This window comes from Pseudomonas fluorescens (assembly GCF_900636825.1).
In the GTDB taxonomy this organism is placed as follows: domain Bacteria; phylum Pseudomonadota; class Gammaproteobacteria; order Pseudomonadales; family Pseudomonadaceae; genus Aquipseudomonas; species Aquipseudomonas fluorescens_BG.
On the sequence record NZ_LR134318.1, the window covers coordinates 5,431,940 to 5,446,107 of the forward strand.

Annotated in this window: 16 protein-coding genes; 7 read left to right on the forward strand and 9 right to left on the reverse strand. The window is 53.3% G+C overall.

Annotated elements, in window-relative coordinates:
- Positions 1-14: 14 nt before the first annotated feature.
- Genes EL257_RS24880 through EL257_RS24910 form a run of 7 tightly spaced genes read right to left on the reverse strand, consistent with a single transcriptional unit; the run spans position 15 to position 4,900 of the window.
- Positions 15-1,088, reverse strand: a complete 1,074-nt coding sequence (locus tag EL257_RS24880) for an ArsO family NAD(P)H-dependent flavin-containing monooxygenase (RefSeq protein WP_126367027.1) — start codon at positions 1,086-1,088, stop codon at positions 15-17.
- A 37-nt stretch (positions 1,089-1,125) separates the two neighbouring features.
- Positions 1,126-1,548 (reverse strand): arsenate reductase (glutaredoxin), encoded by a 423-nt coding sequence (gene arsC / locus EL257_RS24885; RefSeq protein WP_126367029.1) that lies wholly within the window; start codon positions 1,546-1,548, stop codon positions 1,126-1,128.
- A gap of 20 nt (positions 1,549-1,568) precedes the next feature.
- The gene (arsH, locus tag EL257_RS24890; protein WP_095181537.1) at positions 1,569-2,282 is read right to left on the reverse strand and encodes an arsenical resistance protein ArsH; all 714 of its coding nucleotides are present in this window, start codon (positions 2,280-2,282) and stop codon (positions 1,569-1,571) included.
- A gap of 47 nt (positions 2,283-2,329) precedes the next feature.
- Positions 2,330-2,800 carry an arsenate reductase ArsC gene (locus EL257_RS24895; RefSeq protein ID WP_126367031.1) on the reverse strand — a complete coding sequence of 157 codons (471 nt, stop codon included), beginning with the start codon at positions 2,798-2,800 and terminating at the stop codon, positions 2,330-2,332.
- A 16-nt stretch (positions 2,801-2,816) separates the two neighbouring features.
- The gene (locus tag EL257_RS24900; RefSeq protein WP_126367033.1) at positions 2,817-4,100 is read right to left on the reverse strand and encodes an arsenic transporter; all 1,284 of its coding nucleotides are present in this window, start codon (positions 4,098-4,100) and stop codon (positions 2,817-2,819) included.
- A gap of 24 nt (positions 4,101-4,124) precedes the next feature.
- Positions 4,125-4,481 (reverse strand): metalloregulator ArsR/SmtB family transcription factor, encoded by a 357-nt coding sequence (locus EL257_RS24905; RefSeq protein ID WP_053177965.1) that lies wholly within the window; start codon positions 4,479-4,481, stop codon positions 4,125-4,127.
- Complete coding sequence (locus EL257_RS24910) at positions 4,478-4,900, reverse strand: arsenate reductase ArsC (RefSeq protein ID WP_126367035.1); 423 nt, start codon at positions 4,898-4,900, stop codon at positions 4,478-4,480. The genes EL257_RS24905 and EL257_RS24910 overlap by 4 nt, the downstream gene beginning before the upstream one ends.
- Before the next feature lie 141 nt (positions 4,901-5,041).
- On the opposite strand from EL257_RS24910, the gene arsN2 reads away from it, so the two are divergent.
- The 4 genes from arsN2 to EL257_RS24930 all read left to right on the forward strand — a co-directional run bounded on the left by arsN2 (position 5,042) and on the right by EL257_RS24930 (position 7,695).
- Positions 5,042-5,494 (forward strand): arsenic resistance N-acetyltransferase ArsN2, encoded by a 453-nt coding sequence (gene arsN2 / locus EL257_RS24915; protein ID WP_232013048.1) that lies wholly within the window; start codon positions 5,042-5,044, stop codon positions 5,492-5,494.
- 72 nt (positions 5,495-5,566) lie between these two features.
- Positions 5,567-5,935 carry a hypothetical protein gene (locus EL257_RS24920; RefSeq protein WP_126367039.1) on the forward strand — a complete coding sequence of 123 codons (369 nt, stop codon included), beginning with the start codon at positions 5,567-5,569 and terminating at the stop codon, positions 5,933-5,935.
- A gap of 61 nt (positions 5,936-5,996) precedes the next feature.
- Entirely contained in the window at positions 5,997-7,166 is a 1,170-nt protein-coding gene (locus EL257_RS24925; protein WP_126367041.1) for a DUF3800 domain-containing protein, read from the forward strand.
- Positions 7,159-7,695 (forward strand): hypothetical protein, encoded by a 537-nt coding sequence (locus tag EL257_RS24930; protein WP_126367043.1) that lies wholly within the window; start codon positions 7,159-7,161, stop codon positions 7,693-7,695. Before EL257_RS24925 ends, EL257_RS24930 begins: the two co-directional genes overlap by 8 nt.
- 265 nt (positions 7,696-7,960) lie before the next feature.
- Here EL257_RS24930 and EL257_RS24935 read toward each other — a convergent pair whose 3' ends face one another.
- Complete coding sequence (locus EL257_RS24935) at positions 7,961-9,403, reverse strand: hypothetical protein (RefSeq protein ID WP_126367045.1); 1,443 nt, start codon at positions 9,401-9,403, stop codon at positions 7,961-7,963.
- Complete coding sequence (locus EL257_RS24940) at positions 9,400-10,386, reverse strand: nucleoid-associated protein (protein WP_038443875.1); 987 nt, start codon at positions 10,384-10,386, stop codon at positions 9,400-9,402. The genes EL257_RS24935 and EL257_RS24940 overlap by 4 nt, the downstream gene beginning before the upstream one ends.
- Before the next feature lie 329 nt (positions 10,387-10,715).
- On the opposite strand from EL257_RS24940, the gene EL257_RS24945 reads away from it, so the two are divergent.
- The 3 genes from EL257_RS24945 to EL257_RS24955 all read left to right on the forward strand — a co-directional run bounded on the left by EL257_RS24945 (position 10,716) and on the right by EL257_RS24955 (position 14,166).
- Positions 10,716-11,345, forward strand: coding sequence for a hypothetical protein (locus EL257_RS24945; protein WP_086793521.1), 630 nt, complete (start codon positions 10,716-10,718; stop codon positions 11,343-11,345).
- A gap of 451 nt (positions 11,346-11,796) precedes the next feature.
- Complete coding sequence (locus EL257_RS24950) at positions 11,797-12,258, forward strand: Lrp/AsnC family transcriptional regulator (protein WP_007966501.1); 462 nt, start codon at positions 11,797-11,799, stop codon at positions 12,256-12,258.
- Positions 12,259-12,483: 225 nt separating this feature from the next.
- The gene (locus EL257_RS24955) at positions 12,484-14,166 is read left to right on the forward strand and encodes a flavin monoamine oxidase family protein (protein ID WP_126367047.1); all 1,683 of its coding nucleotides are present in this window, start codon (positions 12,484-12,486) and stop codon (positions 14,164-14,166) included.
- Positions 14,167-14,168 lie beyond the last annotated feature (2 nt).

Consider the following 14,168-nt stretch of genomic DNA (forward strand, 5'->3'; position numbering starts at 1 on the left):
TTCAGGGCGCGCTATCAGACCCCGCCTGTGAGATACGTTTGCACTTGCTTGACTACATCTCGAGCGGTGCGGGTTACTCCGATCAATGTCGCGGAGGCGAGCCCCGTCCAATCGCCGTAGCCCACCAGCCACAGATTGGGTGAAGCAACACTCCGGTTTTCGTCCACAGCCACTTTGCCATCCTGGCCTACAATGCCCAGGCTGTTTAGGTGGTCGAGCGCTGGAGAAAACCCAGTGCACCAGATGACGACATCCACCGCTGTTTCGTCTCCTGATGACCAAACAACGCCTGTTGAAGTGAAGTGCGTGAATGGCCGTACTGCGCTCAATACACCGCGTTCACGAGCGTCCTTCACCGATGGCACCATTACGATGTCGCCCAGCCCCCCAGCGGGTTGTTCAGGCTCCACGCCATCCTGTTGCGCCTTCAATCGAGCAGTAGCTCGTTCGAACAGGACACGCCCATCAACCTCATCAGGTAGAAATTTTGGGGCCTCTTGAGTTACCCAGGTTGCCTGAGCCACTTTAGAAACCTCGGCGTAAATCTGGGCTCCCGAGTTGCCACCACCCACGACAAGGACGGTTTTCCCCTCAAACTCATCCGGCCCAACGTAATGAGCGGAATGAAGCTGCTGCCCTACGAACAACTCCTGTCCGGGATAGCTCGGGGTAAATGGGCGGCTCCAGGTGCCTGTTGCACTGATAACCGCTCTGGCATCCCAGTTTCTATCCCCGGAGACAACCCGTAATCCTTCTTCGATTTTCTCGACACGGGTCACCTTGGTGGATCGGATGATGGGGAAGTCATATCGACGCTCGTACAGAGTCAGATAGTCGATAACATCATCACGGTGAGGCGTTTCTTCTGATACGGCAGGCATCGGCCAGCCTGCAATCGAGCTCCATGCCGATGGAGAGAAGAGTCGCAGCGAATCCCAGCCATGCCGCCAGGCTCCTCCTGGTGCCGACTCCGCATCGAGCAGCACGTAAGACAAGCTTGTCCGCTTCAAAAAATAGGCGATTGTCAGCGCGGATTGACCACCGCCAATGACCACAACATCAAGTTTCGAATTCTGACTCACCAGCATCCTCCAGGCTCAATCGCGGCACCTAACCGTCGTCGGATCAGACTCTGCGACCGTGCTCATCAATGACCACTTGGCCGTCCTCTTTGACGAAACTCCCACGCTGCTCTTGCGGTAACAAATCGAGCACAGCTTCTGACGGACGACACAAACGCGTCCCCAAAGGCGTCACGACGATAGGGCGATTGATCAGGATAGGGTGAGCCATCATGGCATCGATGAGCTGTTCGTTCGTCAGCGATGCATCGCCCAATCCCAGCTCTTCGTACGGAGTGCCTTTGATACGCAAAAGAGCCCGCCCCCCGATACCCATATCCTCAATGAGTCTGACAAGTGTGGTGCGATCAGGCGGGTTCTTCAGGTACTCGATAACCGTCGGTTCTTCCCCGCTGTTACGGATCAGCTCCAAGGTATTGCGAGAGGTGCCGCATTCGGGATTGTGGTAGATCGTGATCTGGCTCATATCGCTTCCTCGTGCTGACGTTAGATGGAGCGCTGGTTGACGCGTTTGGACAGCTCTTCGGCGGACTCTTTACGCTCGGAGTACCGGTCAACCAAATAATCCTGGCGACCCCGCAACAGCAGCGTGAACTTCATCAACTCCTCCATCACGTCCACGAGTCGGTCGTAGTACGAGGACGGCTTCATACGACCTGCCTCGTCGAACTCGGTAAATGCCTTGGCCACCGAAGATTGGTTTGGGATGGTGAACATGCGCATCCACCGCCCCAATACCCGTAGTTGGTTGACCACGTTGAAAGATTGCGAGCCACCACAGACCTGCATTACTGCAAGGGTCTTTCCTTGCGTAGGTCGAACAGCACCAATCGCAAGCGGAACCCAGTCGATCTGGGCCTTGAATACTGCGCTCATGGAACCGTGCCGCTCAGGCGAACACCACACCTGTCCTTCAGACCATTGCATGAGTTCGCGCAATTCCGCGACTTTGGGATGTGTATCCGGAGCATCGTCCGGCAGCGGCAAACCCGAGGGATCGAAGATTTTGGTTTCGGCGCCAAACTCCTCCAACAAGCGGGCTGCTTCCTGAGTCACCAACCGGCTGAAAGAGCGCTCTCGCGTCGATCCATACAGAAGCAAGATTCGAGGTTTATGGAGTGACGGTGTACGCGGCTCCAGTTGCTCCAACGACGGAATGTCGATCAGGTCGGTGTGTACGTTCGGCAATGTGTCTTGCATATAAACTCCTACCACGGCGCCGGCTAGGACGCCGCCTCGGTTGATCTTTAAAGCGAACCGATGCGGTTCAGTTCAGCTTTGAGCTGGTCAGGGCTCATGGTCTTGAGCGGCAGCATAAGAAACGCACTCACGCGCTCGTGAATTTTTGCCAGTGTGGCTTCAAAAGCTGCGGTGATCTCGGCTTCCGACCCGCTAGCCTCAGACGGGTCGGCCAGCCCCCAATGCGCCTTCAAAGCGGGCCCGAAGAAGATTGGGCATGCCTCACCCGCAGCCCGGTCACAGACAGTGATCACGATGTCTGGAGGCGAGCCTTCAAAAGCATCCGAAGCCTTGCTGCTCAAGCCCGCAGTGGAGATACCCGCTGCCTCCAGCGTTTGCAATGCCCGTTGATTCACCCGGCCACTGGGAAAGCTTCCTGAGCTGACGGCTTCTACACCCTCGGGCGCCAAGTGGTTGAAAAGCGCCTCGGACAGAATGCTGCGGCAGCTGTTGTGGGTGCACATGAACAAGACTTTCATCAGACGATTCCTTGATTCAAAAACTAAGGCGCAGTGCCAGGGCGGACAATGTGGCGACGAGGATGGGCACGGTCAGCACGATCCCGGTCTTGAAGTAGTAACCCCAGCTGATCGTTATGTTTTTCCGGGCGAGCACGTGCAGCCACAACAGAGTTGCCAAGCTCCCAATTGGGGTGATCTTCGGGCCCAAGTCGCAGCCGATGATGTTGGCGTACACCATCGCTTGCTGAACGACGCCATCAACTTCGGCGGCATGAATGGATAAGGCACCAACCAGAACCGTAGGCATGTTGTTCATGATCGATGACAGCAACGCTGTTAGGAGCCCTGTACCTAGGGACGCGCCCCAAACGCCATAACCGGCGAACACGTTCAGGATCTGCGCGATGTGGTCGGTCAGGCCGGCGTTCTTCAGGCCATAAACAACCAGGTACATACCCAAAGAAAAAATCACCACCTGCCATGGCGCCTCTTTGAGCACCTTGCTTGTGTTGATGGCGTGACCACGAGCCGCTATGACGTAAAGAATGAATGCACAGACCGCTGCAATGGCGCTGATTGGCACCCCCAATGGCTCAATGACAAAGAAGCCGATCAGGAGTAGTGCCAACACCCACCAGCCGGCTACAAAAGTGGCCCGGTCGTGGATTGCCTCGTCCGGATTGTCCAGTTGGTTGAGGTCATAGGTCTTTGGTAAATCTTTGCGGAAAAACCACAGCAGCATGGCTAACGTCGCAGCCACGCTGACGATGTTTACCGGCACCATGATTGATGCATATTCGTTGAAGCCGATATCGAAGTAGTCGGCAGAAACGATGTTGACCAGGTTGGAAACCACCAGCGGTAAGCTCGCCGTATCGGCGATAAAACCGGCTGCCATAACGAATGCCAACGTAGCAGCAGGAGAAAAACGCAGCGCCAGCAACATCGCAATCACAATGGGTGTGAGGATCAATGCTGCTCCGTCATTGGCGAACAGGGCTGACACCGCTGCGCCCAGCAGGACGATAAATGCGAACAGCTTGCGGGTGCTCCCGTCTCCCCATCGGGCGACATGCAGCGCAGCCCATTTGAAAAATCCTGCCTCATCAAGCAACAGACTAATAATAATGACCGCGATGAACGTTCCGGTAGCGTTCCAGACTATGCGCCAAACCTCTGGTATGTCGGCAAGGGTAACGACACCTGCCAGCAACGCCACGATGGCACCGAACATCGCACTCCAGCCCACCCCCAGCCCCTTGGGCTGCCAGATGACAAGGACGATGGTGGCGATAAAGATCAATACGGCAATCAGCATTTCATTAATCCGGTTGGGCGTGAATCAGCTACACACGGCTTGGTTGATCGGGCGGTCGTTCATGCCGCAGAGGCGCTTAGCCTCGGTTTCCAGCCATTGCTGATTGGCGTCTACCACTTCCTTCAAAACTGCAGTCACCCACGTGGGCAAATCAGGATTCAGCCGGTAGTACACCCATTGGCCTTGGCGACGATCCAACAGCAAACCGGCAGAGCGCAGCAGCGCCAAATGACGAGAAATCTTCGGCTGACTCAGGTCGAGTGCTGCCGTTAGCTCGCATACACACAGCTCACCTTCACTCACGACAAGCAGCGAAATTTTTGCTCGGGTGTCGTCCGCCAAGCACTTGAATAAGGTGGTGGGGTTCAAGGGTTCTGTCATAGATCCTCCAGGTGTTTGGTCTTGACCAAAACGAAGAGCTTGATGCGCTCGTGGATGTCGTGGAGCGTGTGGCGAAATGCGCCAGGATCATCGCTAGTTACTGGGTCAGGAAAATCCCAGGCAATGACTTCACCTGCATTGGGCATTGGTAGGCACTCGCTTGCGGATTTATCACAAAGAGTGATTACGTAATCGAATCGATCAGCTTGAAACTTGCTGATGGACTTGCTGCGCAGGCCCGTTGCATCGACTCCAACCGCCTCCAATGCTTGAGTCGTGCGCAGATCAACCTCAGACGGTTCAGATCCTGCGCTGAAGGCCTCGAAGCGCGGGTCGGTGTGCCGCAGCAAAGTCTCTGCAAGCAGGGAGCGGGCTGAGTTGGCAACGCACACAAAAAGCACTTTGATAGCAGGGCTCATGGTGGAACTCGATGCATATGGAAAATCGAATATACGCTTTGGCGAATATTCGGTAAAGCGAATATGATGTCTGCTGTTTCGGCATGTGCCCTAACGTTCCATGCGTGTCGGCATAACGGAGATGAGAGGATGGAGGGGGATATGATGATCCAGGCAACAGAGATAGCCGGAAAACAATGGCAACGCTTTCGCGCTGCGCTTAAATCTGCTGACCTTCCAGGAGACGATATTGATCTTCCAGGCCGAACCTTTTTTGAGTTCACACAGGACAGTGAGACGGTCGCATGGGGAGGTTTCGAAACGCATGGTACGGACGGGTTGCTGCGTTCCCTGGTCGTAGTCTCGACACACAGATCGAAAGGGGTCGGTGTCACGGTGCTTAGGATCATTGAAGCGAAAGCCGCCGAGCAGGGAATCGCTCGATTTCATTTGCTGACAACAACTGCGTCAGGCTTTTTTAAGCAGCAGGGCTATGCAGTAAATCAACGAGGCTCTGCGCCACCTCTTATTTCTCAGACGGAGCAGTTCAGGGGGCTTTGCCCTGGCTCGGCTTGCTACATGTGCAAAGCATTATCTGCGAATGCACGAAAGTAGCTGATCACCTTGGTGATGGCTTTTAGCCTCGATGCCAGCTAGATTTGGGGCTTTCTACGATCAAGGATGGATATGAAAAAGCTCATCGCAGTAATGGGGATCTGTGTCGCACTTGGCGGTTGCGCTACGTCCCACTACACCGCAGGGCGAGACTTTCCGTCGGCCAGTGTAGCGAGCATCACCAAAGGCAAAACGACGACTGTTGAGTTGAAGTCCCTATTTGGTGAGCCCTACGCCAAGAGTGCTGTCAGCGAGACTGACGAAAAGTGGATCTACACCTACACCAATGGCTCAGCCCATGCCCAAAGCTACGTGGTCACCATGAAGGTGACGACTACGGGCACTCAGAAAACTCTCGACGTCTTGATCCGAAATGACGTGGTCATCAACTACACGTTCAGCGAAGGCCCCGTTCCAGGCAGTACCACTGCGACGAACTAAGTTCGCCACCTTGCCATTGGGCGACCCACCGCGCTCAGTACGTTGTTGATGGAGCAAGCTCATGGACAGAACATATGCTTTCGTGGATGAGTCCGGGAATTCCGACCTTGATACGTCAAAGGGAGGAAGCTCGGGATTCTTCATCGTGTGCTCCATTCTGGTGGCAGAGAAAGATCTGGAAGCTGCTTATGCCCAAGCTGAAGCACTCCGCACGCGTCATTTTCAAACAGGCGAGATCAAATCTAGCAATCTGAAGCCCAAAGATTCAGATCGCCGTGCCCGAATCCTCAACGAGCTAGCTGAGCTGCCATTCAAGCTCTATTTCACCGTCGTTGATAAGTCCCGAATTCACAAAGACGGCGGCCTCCGTATCAAGACCTCGTTCATAAAATACGTGAACGGGTTGCTCTATGAACGTTTGTTTCGCGCATACCCTGACCTCCAGATGATCGTAGACGAGCATGGTGGCCAGGAATTTCAGGAGAGCCTCAAAAGCTACGTTGCAGAGCGATTCGTGGACGACCTATTTGGCGATAAGGATGCCTTCCAGACGATGGCCAGTAAGGACAACGTTTTGGTTCAGGTTGCAGATTTCTTCGCTGGCTCAGTCGCTCAGATCTACGAAGAGAAAGCTTCGGAAGAAGCAGTTCTTGCCTACAAGAAAATACTCCGCAGCCTGACTCTTGGAATGCTTGAGTGGCCATCCAAGTACCAGTCCCTTCTGCCACCGCCTACGAATGAGTCTGGATATGCTGACTATCAGGTACACCAGGAGGCTCTCCGCCAAGCCGACCGTTTTAGCGAGCGGGTTGGTGACCACCCCGATGAAGATGAGCGACTGCAGCTAAGCATTTTGCGGTTTTTGAGATTCCAGAGCGAATTCGTCACCAAGGATTACGTGCTGACTACGGAGATCATGGCCCATCTAAAAGATAGCGGACTGGGAGAGGTCAACGGCCAGAGAATCCGCTCCAGTGGCATTGCCAAACTCCGCGATGCGGACGTCATCATCACAAGTGCGGCGAAGGGTTACAAAATCCCCCAGACACGTGCGGACATCAATGACTTCCTAGAGCGGGCATCCGGCATCGTCGTCCCTCTTCTCGAACGCGTTAAAAAAGCGCGCGATGTGTATCGGCTGAGTAGTCGAGGAGAATATGACATCGTCACTTCCGACCTTGCTGAGCTAGCCGGGCTGCTCGCCGCACTTGAGGCATTTGCGGATGACTGAGCTCGGTAATTACGACGAACCTCAGCGGGCTGCATTGATCCAGGATGAAATCCTAGAGATCTTGAAAGAAGCCAAGGTGCTTGCGCGTAGATTCTATCGCCTGACCGGCAAGCCGCTGGGCGTGACCGGCGAGGTCGCAGAGTACGAAGCTGCTGCTAGGCTCGGCCTGTTACTACATCCTGCAAGGCAGGCAGGTTACGACGCTACAGAGGCGCTGGAAGATGGCGTCGCGAGAATCCAGATCAAGGGCCGCTGTATCCTGAACCCGCAAAAGATTACGGGACGTATGGGTGCAATTGATTTACGACAACCCTTCGATACAGTGCTCTTGGTGCTGCTTGATTCTGAGTTCAACGCATTTGCAATGTACGAAGCGAGTCGTGCCAAGGTAGAGGCGGCACTGACCCTACCTGGCTCGAAAGCCAGAAATGAACGGGGAGCGCTGGCGATTAGGCAATTCATGTCGATAGCTACCTTGCGCTGGGCTCGCCATGAGGCCCGCGAATCAGAGAATCAATTGCCGTCCTAGGGCCGTGCGATGGTGTACGTGGCTATGACTCGCAACGTTAATGTTCCCAATACGGGACATTAACCATCGTTTTTGGGCTTAATGGCCCTATTTGGGTACATTACGCTGAGCAACGGAATGCGACCAATAATGACTATAGCCCCCAACTTCAGCCAGGCTATCTTCTGATGTTGAGGCAACCCCTTGATGGTTCCTGGAATAGTTTCTAAATATCTGTGTAGTAACACTGCACCATAAAGATTCAGCCGTAGTTTTATTTATATTTTTATAAAGGAAAGGCTGTGATGTAACTCCACGCGCAGAAAAAATAATAATCGACGTGGTTCGCCACGAAGCTAGGTGCCGCAAGCAATAGGAAGTAGTGGACAATGGCTGCGTATAGACAGAAGCACACAGTCCAAGCAAGCCAGTAAACGGTGCGTCCGGACGATATAGGTTTTTCAACCAAGCGCTTCCAGTCGTCGGCAGACATAAAGTTGTAGATCTTCTTCCGCCACCCTTCTCTACTGCTGTCAGCAAGACTGTTAAAACGCAAGGTTGATAGAGTGTTGATAACTATGCTCAATATGAGAAGTGCAGAGACACCGAGATACAGAATCGTGGTAGCTGTATCGGCCACGCCTGCAGTCGCTATCGGAGTCTTGAGAGCTAAAACAACACCCGCCACCGCGAAATCACGCCAGAGAGCTGATATTAAATCCCTTGTCGCAGTTTGTGTCTTATTAACCTCGTCCTGCAAACCTTTGCGCAGATCCCCTAAGCTTTTGACAGCCTCCTTGCTTTGATCCTGGAGATGAAAGGCGAACGCTTCCTTGGCCCCCGAGAGGCTATTTTTTAAGAGTGGCGTTGAGCCAGAGGGCCACGTCGTCCCACTGTTCCAGTTGATAGCAATGTGGTTGTTGAAAAGTTGGAATTTCGTTTCACACTCCCTAAGGGTGGAGTAGATCCACTGGCAAGTGTCGTGAAGCGTCTCAAAATTGACATCAGCCCAGTTAATAGGCTGGTCTATAGCTATGGGGAGTGAGCGCCCGCCTCGAAATATTACATGAGTCTCATCATCTTCCTTGCGAATCTCGGCTGGCAAGCAAAAGGAAAGCTTTTCCACCGCCACGCGTTTCCAGGCTGTAAAAGGTTCGCTTTCAGCAATTGGCTCAGCAGTCAGCAGCCATGGCTCAAGCGACGGAGGGGTAAGGGAGTGGGTAAGATCCCGTACCATTTTCCAAGGTTTTTCAGGATGTTGAGTGGCGGTCGGTAAATTTTTATCTCCACCCATTTCTTTCACTAGGAACTGATGAGTGGAAAATTCAAAGGTTTCACCTGCAACCCACACGCACATTTTTTTCTGTGAGTTCTGTGCTGAAAATTGGTTTGTCCTCAACCAGTTTTCGAAACCTTTTAAAGTTAGGAAATAACACCAGCCATCATCCATTGGCTTCTCCAAGATGACTGCCAGTCTGTCATTTTCCACATCCTCCAAATCGAAATCTTTGATCTCGATGCTGTCGGAAACTTCTCCAAAAAGCTCCATCTTTCCGATGCCCACAGAACAAACACGCTGGGCAAGATCTTTCAATTCTCGAACAAACCCGGAAGACGTAACGCTTACTTCATCAATTCGAAAAATATGCGTAGTTTCAACCTGCGCAGAACCACCTGACGCCGTAAGTCGCTCAAAAAAGCTGCGAAGTTCCAGCGCTAGCTGTTTCATGATTCACGCAAGCGACTTGTACGAATAGTAATAACAGTTTCATCCTTTCCATTTTCAATAGTTAAGCTTCCCTTTGCCCGCGCAGGCATATTGATGGTTATGCCTTCACTTGTTACGTATTTCTTTGCCTCATTGGTAGGTAGCTCTTCCTCATCATAGGAGAACACCTCACCAGTCAAATTTAGGCTTTCCAATTCTTTGTCAAAGGTCGCCCGGATTTCATCTTGGCCATTGATGCCAAAAAAATCTGTGAAGAATTCGTCGACTTCAAAGTCTTTACGCTTTTTCGCAATCTCAACGACTTTCTCAGCGACCTTCGATGTGATAGCAGGCGGCAGATCACCCAGGTGTGTCCTTACAGTTTTTTTGATTGCCTTAACCAAATCTACCGTCATTTCCTTTGAGTTCCGGAGGCGCTCTACTCCTAGGAATTCTTTGAAGAAATCACTGATTCCTGAGCGGCTCATTTTATCAATGATCACTACTTCTGAGTCTTTGGAATCCAAATCAATAAGAGCTGATTTCTGCAACGCTTTTGGTGATTCAGTAAAGTTGTTAGTAACTGCCTGAAGTATTGCCTGGGCGCCCTTAGTTTCAAATGTCACGACTTTTTCAGAGTCGTACTTGATTAAGGAATAAAACTTTTTAGCCCCTGTAATTAAACCAATTACAATCAACACGCCTGACTTCATCCGTTTATCACCAAGGCGATGAAATTGCCGCGCCAAGCTCTTGGAGATATCGACAAAATTCGACTCGCCCTTTTCCCAACTATTCAATTTGGCCTTTACTTGAGATATTTCAGCGAAAGAGAATTTATTGCCCTTGAGGGTTTCTTTGATGCGGTCAATGAAGAACGGCTCGAAGGTGCTTAAGGGGGTGTCGTCAAAAAGGATCGGATCATCGGCTCGATGATGCACCACGTGAAAAATGAAATTCTCGATTTTCAGGGCTTCGATTTCTTTATCCGTAAGAGTGGCCAAGTTAAATCCTCATCCTTGCTGGTGGCGACATGACATTAAGCATTGATGTAAGCACCTTTTCAGCGTTATGCCTAGCGTCCCCCGCAGGGCATAGCATACGAATCACTGTATGAATATACACCTATAGAAAGCGGTTGGCTGCCGTTTGGCCCCACCTAGGATCACTTGTCCGATGGAAGGCTCACTGGTAAGCGTGTTTAAGCGTGCATGAACGCTGAGCACTGGGTGACATTTTTCGAGATTCTTTTGGTGCTTTTATAAAAAAGCAATAATTGCTTTTATCTTATTGCTATGGGATGCTTCTTAGCATCTGACAGGAGATCCATCCCATGAACGACATTATTTCGCTCATCGAAAACGCCGCAAAGACGAAGAGTGACCTAGCGTCCGCATCTATCCGCATGCCCAAGGAGCTCTACTCATTTATCGAAGGTCTGGCTGATCAGCTCGATCTGAGTCGCCAGGAGACAATGCTGAAACTGCTAGAGAAGGGGGTTGAAGCTGCCAAGGCTGCTCTGAAGCTTGATGACAAAGAGCAGGCGGCAGTAGACATCGAGTTACTCGAACCGTCGAGCTTCCACCTTCTGAATACGAACAAGCGTCACTCATTGGAAGACCATGACCGTATGCTGAGCGAGGGTAGCGCAGCAGCTTTTTATGCCCCTTGGAAGTACAACATTGACCGTATAAAGAAAGGTGACGTGGTCTTCTTGTACGAAAATGGCAAGGGGATCGTCGCCTTCGGCCAAGGTACTGGCGAAACTGAAAAACGTGAGCATCACGGCTATCTGGAAGAGTGCCATTTTCAGCGACTGATGGATTTCACCATCTTGGATAAGCCGATTTCGGCTGCGGAGATCAAGAAAGCGGTACAGAAAAATGTCGTCTTCTTGCGCACGATGTCTCCCATGCCCGATGGCCAATTGCTGCTGAATCTGATCCAAAAGCGCTCCGCATGAAGCCTGGTGGGCGTAGTCAAAATAACCATCCCAACAGGGGCTAGGATCGGCTCAGTACGCTGCAGGGGTAGCCAACCGCACAGGCTCAATCTCTCCCTAAGTCCGCTCAGCCCATCTCTAAAAGGTGGGATGATAGGGAGTCGTATAAATACAACACTCGGGTTGTATTTATAGAAATATGACACGGCTATCAATGAACGCCAGAATTCCCCAGTGTCTACTGACGATTGACACGATCAAGACCGGACGGACAGTATCCGGACGAACAATTCACGCACCACATAAGGGTTCAAGTCCGTGTGGGCCCACCAAATTGAAAGCCGCGCTCAATGCGCGGCTTTTTTGTGGGCGTGTGGTTGGGGATTCAGACCTGCCGGCGTTCCCGTGTGCCTAATCTCATTGAGCATGTACCATGCGCAACGCACCCTCCCACACCCACGGAGCCACCCCTTTGCCAGACACCCGCCCACCCGCTCTCGACGAAATCGACCGTCAGTTGATCGCCGCGCTGCAGATCAACGCCCGCGAAAGCGTGGCCATGCTTGCCCGGCAGTTGGGCATTGCGCGCACCACGGTGACTTCGCGTCTGGCGCGGCTGGAAAAAGCCAAAGTGATTACCGGTTATGGTGTGCGGCTCGGCCAGCGCGTGGTCGATGGGGGTTTGCAAGCGTATGTAGGGATCAAGGTGCAGCCGCGCTCCGGCAAGGAGGTCTTGCGGCGCTTGAGCGCAATGGCGCAGGTGCAGCAGCTTTGCGCGGTGAGTGGCGAGTTCGATTATGTGGCGTGGTTGCGCACTGATTCGCCGGAGCAGCTCGATCAGCTACTGGATCAGATCGGCAGCGTCGATGGGGTTGAGAAGACCACGACTTCGATCATTTTGAGCAGCAAGATTGATCGGGGGCAGCCGGTCTGATGCATTGGTCAGTGCCACCCTTATTAGCAGATACAGCCCATTCGCGAGCAGGCTCGCTCCTACACTTTCGGCCTATGTGTAGCTCGCTATCGTCACTTTGAATGCTCGATTGGCAAAACGACGACACTTTGCGTCTTATTTACGTGTTCCAGGCTCCCTAGAATGGCTGGCATCTTTTCCTATACTCAACGCGCATCCCGCGTCGGGTCGCCAGTAAGGTCAGCCATGAACAAGAACAATCGCCACCCTGCAGACGGTAACAAACCAGTCACCGTTTTCGGCCCGGATTTTCCCTTCGCATTTGACGACTGGATCGAGCACCCGGCCGGTCTCGGCACTATTCCTGATCACCAGCACGGTGCCGAAGTGGCGATTGTCGGCGCGGGGATTGCCGGGTTGGTGGCCGCTTATGAGCTGATGAAGCTCGGTTTGAAGCCGGTGGTCTACGAGGCGTCGAAGTTGGGCGGTCGTTTACGTTCGCAGGCGTTCAACGGCACCGATGGCATCGTCGCTGAACTCGGCGGCATGCGTTTCCCGGTGTCCTCCACGGCGTTTTATCACTACGTCGACAAGCTCGGACTCGAAACCAAACCGTTTCCAAACCCGCTGACGGGCGCCTCAGGCAGCACCGTGATTGATCTGGAAGGCACAACCCATTACGCACAAAGTCTGAAGGATCTTCCTGCACTGTTTCAGGAAGTGGCCGACGCCTGGGCGGATGCGCTGGAAGCCGGTTCGCAGTTCTCCGATATCCAGCAGGCCATTCGCGACCGCGATGTGCCGCGGCTGAAAGAGCTGTGGAACAAGCTCGTACCGCTATGGGATGACCGCACCTTCTATGATTTCGTCGCGACCTCGAAAGCCTTCGCCAAGCTTTCATTCCATCACCGCGAAGTGTTCGGTCAGGTAGGTTTCGGCACTGGCGGCTGGGACTCGGACTTCCCGAACTCGATGCTGGAAATCTTCCGGGTGGTGATGACCAATTGCGATGATCATCAGCACCTGGTGGTCGGCGGCGTCGAGCAAGTGCCGCAGGGCATCTGGCGGCATGTTCCGGAACGCTGCGTGCACTGGCCCGCAGGCACCAGCCTGAAATCCCTGCACCGTGGCGCGCCGCGTTCCGGCGTGAAGAAAATCGCCCACGCGCCGGATGGCCGCTTCGCTGTCACCGACAACAACGGCGACACGCGTGAATACGCCGCGGTGCTGACCACCTGCCAGAGCTGGCTGCTGACCACACAAATCGAATGCGACGAAAGCCTGTTCTCGCAGAAGATGTGGATGGCCCTCGACCGCACACGCTATATGCAGTCGTCGAAGACTTTCGTGATGGTCGACCGGCCGTTCTGGAAAGACAAAGACCCGGAAACCGGCCGCGATCTGATGAGCATGACGCTCACCGATCGTCTGACCCGTGGCACTTACCTGTTCGACAACGGCGACGACAAACCGGGCGTGATCTGTCTGTCGTATTCGTGGATGAGCGATGCGCTGAAGATGCTTCCGCACCCGGTTGAAAAACGCGTTGAGCTGGCGCTGAACGCGTTGAAAAAGATCTACCCGAAAGTCGATATCGCGGCGCGCATCATTGGCGATCCGATCACCGTGTCGTGGGAAGCCGATCCATATTTCCTCGGCGCCTTCAAAGGTGCGCTGCCCGGCCACTACCGCTACAACCAGCGCATGTACGCGCACTTCATGCAGGACGAAATGCCTGCCGAGCAGCGCGGGATTTTCATCGCCGGTGACGACGTCTCATGGACACCGGCATGGGTCGAAGGCGCGGTGCAAACCTCGCTGAACGCGGTGTGGGGGATCATGAAACATTTCGGCGGATCGACACATAAAGAGAACCCGGGCCCGGGTGATGTGTTCAAAGACATCGGCCCTATCGCCCTGCCCGAGTAAGA

Excerpts from the sequence above, each read along its gene's own strand:
- arsH (WP_095181537.1), bottom strand. The coding sequence starts at position 2,282 with ATGCAAGACACATTGCCGAACGTACACACCGACCTGATCGACATTCCG.
- EL257_RS24900 (WP_126367033.1), bottom strand. The coding sequence starts at position 4,100 with ATGCTGATTGCCGTATTGATCTTTATCGCCACCATCGTCCTTGTCATC.
- EL257_RS24880 (WP_126367027.1), bottom strand. The coding sequence starts at position 1,088 with ATGCTGGTGAGTCAGAATTCGAAACTTGATGTTGTGGTCATTGGCGGT.
- EL257_RS24920 (WP_126367039.1), top strand. The coding sequence starts at position 5,567 with ATGAAAAAGCTCATCGCAGTAATGGGGATCTGTGTCGCACTTGGCGGT.
- arsC (WP_126367029.1), bottom strand. The coding sequence starts at position 1,548 with ATGAGCCAGATCACGATCTACCACAATCCCGAATGCGGCACCTCTCGC.
- EL257_RS24935 (WP_126367045.1), bottom strand. The coding sequence starts at position 9,403 with ATGAAACAGCTAGCGCTGGAACTTCGCAGCTTTTTTGAGCGACTTACG.
- EL257_RS24925 (WP_126367041.1), top strand. The coding sequence starts at position 5,997 with ATGGACAGAACATATGCTTTCGTGGATGAGTCCGGGAATTCCGACCTT.
- EL257_RS24910 (WP_126367035.1), bottom strand. The coding sequence starts at position 4,900 with ATGAGCCCTGCTATCAAAGTGCTTTTTGTGTGCGTTGCCAACTCAGCC.
- EL257_RS24905 (WP_053177965.1), bottom strand. The coding sequence starts at position 4,481 with ATGACAGAACCCTTGAACCCCACCACCTTATTCAAGTGCTTGGCGGAC.
- EL257_RS24930 (WP_126367043.1), top strand. The coding sequence starts at position 7,159 with ATGACTGAGCTCGGTAATTACGACGAACCTCAGCGGGCTGCATTGATC.
- EL257_RS24895 (WP_126367031.1), bottom strand. The coding sequence starts at position 2,800 with ATGAAAGTCTTGTTCATGTGCACCCACAACAGCTGCCGCAGCATTCTG.
- arsN2 (WP_232013048.1), top strand. The coding sequence starts at position 5,042 with ATGATGATCCAGGCAACAGAGATAGCCGGAAAACAATGGCAACGCTTT.
- EL257_RS24955 (WP_126367047.1), top strand. The coding sequence starts at position 12,484 with ATGAACAAGAACAATCGCCACCCTGCAGACGGTAACAAACCAGTCACC.
- EL257_RS24945 (WP_086793521.1), top strand. The coding sequence starts at position 10,716 with ATGAACGACATTATTTCGCTCATCGAAAACGCCGCAAAGACGAAGAGT.